Raw genomic sequence first — 3267 nt, 5'->3', positions numbered from 1 at the left:
TTTTGATATGTTCTAAAAATCATTTTTTTTAACTGGTCACTTTCACCAGAATCAGGTGGTCAAGTTAAACCAGAATCAGGTGGTCACTTTTGCCAGAATGAGGTGGTCAATTTCTCCAGATTCTCCATGTGAAGTCATTACCTTTTCAGGCATCGCAGAAAATTGTCAATGAAATCGAAGCAACTTTTACTGTTGAACTTTTTATGCACCCAACCAACGATTTTGTTATGGAAATTATGCGTCATGGTTCTATTTGTGAAGTGTTGGAACCACAATCGTTACGAGAAAATGTGCGAGAACAAGTAAATGAAATGTATGAAAAATATAAAGGTTGATTTTCAGGGAAGTTAATGATTTCCAATTCACGTAAGTTCGAGTGTTTTTCAGATGAGTTAGAAAAAACTCATCTGAAAAATGTATCGATAACCGTAACCCAAAACTTCTCGATACAAAATTTCTTCCACGCTGTTACAGAAATTTCACTCGAAGTGACGCGTTGAGCTGGATTGTTAAGTTAGCGTAAAATAATTTTTTGGAGGACGTGGTTTGGCTTTGTGCGCAGTTAACTTCGTCATTTTAAATATTTATATTTGAATGATTCATATCTTTATAAAAGTAAAACGGGAAAGGCGAAAACCGAATAGAGTAGGTACAACAAAAAACGATTATAATTTTAATGTTATATTTGTAAATTAAAATATTAGTAAAATTATAAAAAATGAAGAAAATATTATCGGTGATTTTGTTGGCTGTTTTTATGTTTTCCTGTTCGGGAGGTATGGAAGACAGAGAGAAAAAAACGTATATAGATTATACTGTAGAAACGTTGAGTTCATCACAATTGGTCAATATGCTGATGATTCACAATGATTTTGATTATGAACAGTTGAGCAGAGTATTGGGCTGTTCTGTACACACATTAAAACGAGTGCAGAGTGGACAAACCGTCTTTACAAATTCAGGAGAACTTCAAGTAAAGACATTGCTTAAAGACGTACTTTTTGAAAAGAAAATCAGACAGCACGATTCTGAAAGAAATTCATTAAGGAAAAGAGTGATGTATGGCACTTTTTGGACGCATAGTTTTAATGATGAATTTGAAACCAATATAGATTGGAAGTGGGAGGAACCTATTGAAAAATAGTAACTATGATGATGAAAAAAATTTTTATCCTTTTTGGCTTGATTGTCTTTATATCGTGTAGTAAAGAGGTAGAAGAACGACAAGCATTACAATTTGATTTACCTAAAAAGGAAATGGAATTGGATAAGCTAATTGCTTATAGCGCTACATTGGAACAGCAAAACCACGAAAAATTTATTGAAAATTTTGAGGCAGAAAAAGAAAAATATTTTGAAGAAAAAATAGAAGGATTTTTAGATAGCTATGATAGTTTTGGTTTTTTTAATGTTTTGAAACGAAAGTGGTTTAGGTCTGATGAAGCAAATAAGACTGAAATTGAAACACATCTTAAATTGGTGTTTAATCCGATAGATTACCAACGTTTTGAGGAAAAGCAAGTCAATGATTATTTAAGTACTTTGAAGAAAAACAGGGAACAGTTTGAGGTCTTTCAAGGGAACGAAGCTAATGGACAATGGCGGGCAAATATTTCGAAATTTCATTTTTATGACAATTTTACAGAAAACATATCTACAAATCTTGAAGGAGCATTTTTTGAGCAAATTCTATTACTTACATTAGATTTTATAGACTGGTTACCATTAATCTGTATTTTATTAGGAATCAGCTGGTCTTTTATTGATTTATCTTCCGGTATTATCGCAACAATAGTATTGATTATTTTATCAATTGGATTAAGTTATTATTTTGAAGGACGTAGAGAAAATAAAATAGCAGAAAACATTATGAATACTATAAAAGATGAAATTATTTCTAAACCTAATGAAGTGTTATTAAAACAACTGAATACAAATACAAAAAACTATTATTATGGAGAAAATCAGTAAAATTTCATTTTTGTTCGTTTTAATACTTTTGGTATCTTCTTGTAGAAAAAAAGATATTATAGATAATCCGTTAGTTACTAAAGTAGTTAAAGAAACAACAGAAAATGTTATAGAAAAAAGTTCAAAAACAACAGTAAAAAGTTTTATAAAAGAATTTGGGATTGATGAAAAATATCTAAAATTACTTGATGATAAGCAATTAAATATTTTAAGAAACGATTTACTAACTCCGAAGTACAAAGTATTCAGAGAAAAAATTTTAAAGAATCCTGAATTAATAGGTGCTTACAGATTAGTAAGTGATAATCCTGCGATAAGACTTGAAATACGGTATTTGGAAAGTATTACTAAACAACTAAAAGCCAATCCTAATAAAAAGCCTATAATAGAATTATTAAATAACCATAATAAAAAGTATGCGGGAGAAGTCCTAAATGGTGTACCTTTTGTAAAAAGAACATTAAAGCAAAACGGTTATGATGTTGTAGGGGTATTCCCTGATTTTTCAAATTATCGTTTGTTTTCTCATACATTAAATAAAGAACAATATCTTTTGAAAGATGCTCAACAGTTTGATATTGGTAAAGCTGCACTAGCAAATGAATATAAGAAAAATCCTAAAAAAGTAAAGGCTATGTTGCGAGAACTCAATAAGGGGAAGGAATATACATTTAATGGGAAAATTCTTAAAGGAGAAGATATGTTAGAAAAACAAATACTTGATATAACCAATCCTAAAAATAATAAAGTTTTTGGTTTTATATGGCATCACAATGAAAAAGATGGTGTAATGGAGCTTGTATCCCAAAAAGCACATGATGGTGTCAGACATATTGGTGGTAAAAGTACTTGGGGCGGTGGTGTTCATTATAGATAAAAAAGGCGGGGCGGTCTTAAAACTTCCTTTTTTGTTATTTTTTCATTCAACAAAACCCATAGTTTCTTTAGTAAAATAAGTGAAGATTAAGCTTACACCAGCACGTTTAATGAATCACAATTATTCCATCATGATTTTATCATGATCTAACCAACTTTTTTTAGTAGCTACTTTAATTATTGAATATTTTCCCGAAACCCAAAGATTTCGGGATTTTTTATTTTCTATCAGACACACTCTGTCTACCCATCGTTTTACATTTGTCAAAAAAAACGATGATGAGAACAATAACGTATCCACCCGACCAAGCCCATATTTCATAAGCTAACGTAAGGTAGTAAGTTTGCTTGAAATAATAAAGAGATGAGCAAACAAGAAATAATGTACTCTCATGTAGAGGATTGGAAAACAAGTGGATT

General features: G+C 30.5%; 5 protein-coding genes. 4 read left to right on the top strand and 1 reads right to left on the bottom strand.

From position 1 onward, the window contains the following. Positions 1-128 precede the first annotated feature (128 nt). From H4K35_RS15435 to H4K35_RS15420, 4 genes are all read left to right on the top strand, one after another. Positions 129-335, top strand: a complete 207-nt coding sequence (locus H4K35_RS15435) for a WYL domain-containing protein (RefSeq protein WP_182628799.1) — start codon at positions 129-131, stop codon at positions 333-335. Positions 336-718: 383 nt separating this feature from the next. Then, a complete protein-coding gene (locus H4K35_RS15430) occupies positions 719-1144 on the top strand; it encodes a hypothetical protein (RefSeq protein WP_182628798.1) in 426 nt (141 codons plus the stop codon). A 5-nt stretch (positions 1145-1149) separates the two neighbouring features. After that, a complete protein-coding gene (locus H4K35_RS15425; protein ID WP_182628797.1) occupies positions 1150-1971 on the top strand; it encodes a hypothetical protein in 822 nt (273 codons plus the stop codon). Beyond that, positions 1955-2848, top strand: a complete 894-nt coding sequence (locus tag H4K35_RS15420; RefSeq protein ID WP_182628796.1) for an HNH endonuclease — start codon at positions 1955-1957, stop codon at positions 2846-2848. The genes H4K35_RS15425 and H4K35_RS15420 overlap by 17 nt, the downstream gene beginning before the upstream one ends. A gap of 217 nt (positions 2849-3065) precedes the next feature. Here H4K35_RS15420 and H4K35_RS15680 read toward each other — a convergent pair. Then, a partial coding sequence (locus H4K35_RS15680; protein WP_220497704.1) for a hypothetical protein occupies positions 3066-3267 on the bottom strand: 202 nt, incomplete at its 5' end.

This window comes from Myroides sp. NP-2, from assembly GCF_014145665.1.
In the GTDB taxonomy this organism is placed as follows: Bacteria; Bacteroidota; Bacteroidia; order Flavobacteriales; family Flavobacteriaceae; genus Flavobacterium.
Note: the sequence above shows the minus strand (reverse complement) of the source record. Positions and strands in the feature narration are given on the sequence as shown.

What these genes read in the sequence shown, in the direction of transcription:
- H4K35_RS15430 (WP_182628798.1), top strand. Translation starts at nt 719, where the DNA reads ATGAAGAAAATATTATCGGTGATTTTGTTGGCTGTTTTTATGTTTTCC.
- H4K35_RS15425 (WP_182628797.1), top strand. Translation starts at nt 1,150, where the DNA reads ATGATGATGAAAAAAATTTTTATCCTTTTTGGCTTGATTGTCTTTATA.
- H4K35_RS15420 (WP_182628796.1), top strand. Translation starts at nt 1,955, where the DNA reads ATGGAGAAAATCAGTAAAATTTCATTTTTGTTCGTTTTAATACTTTTG.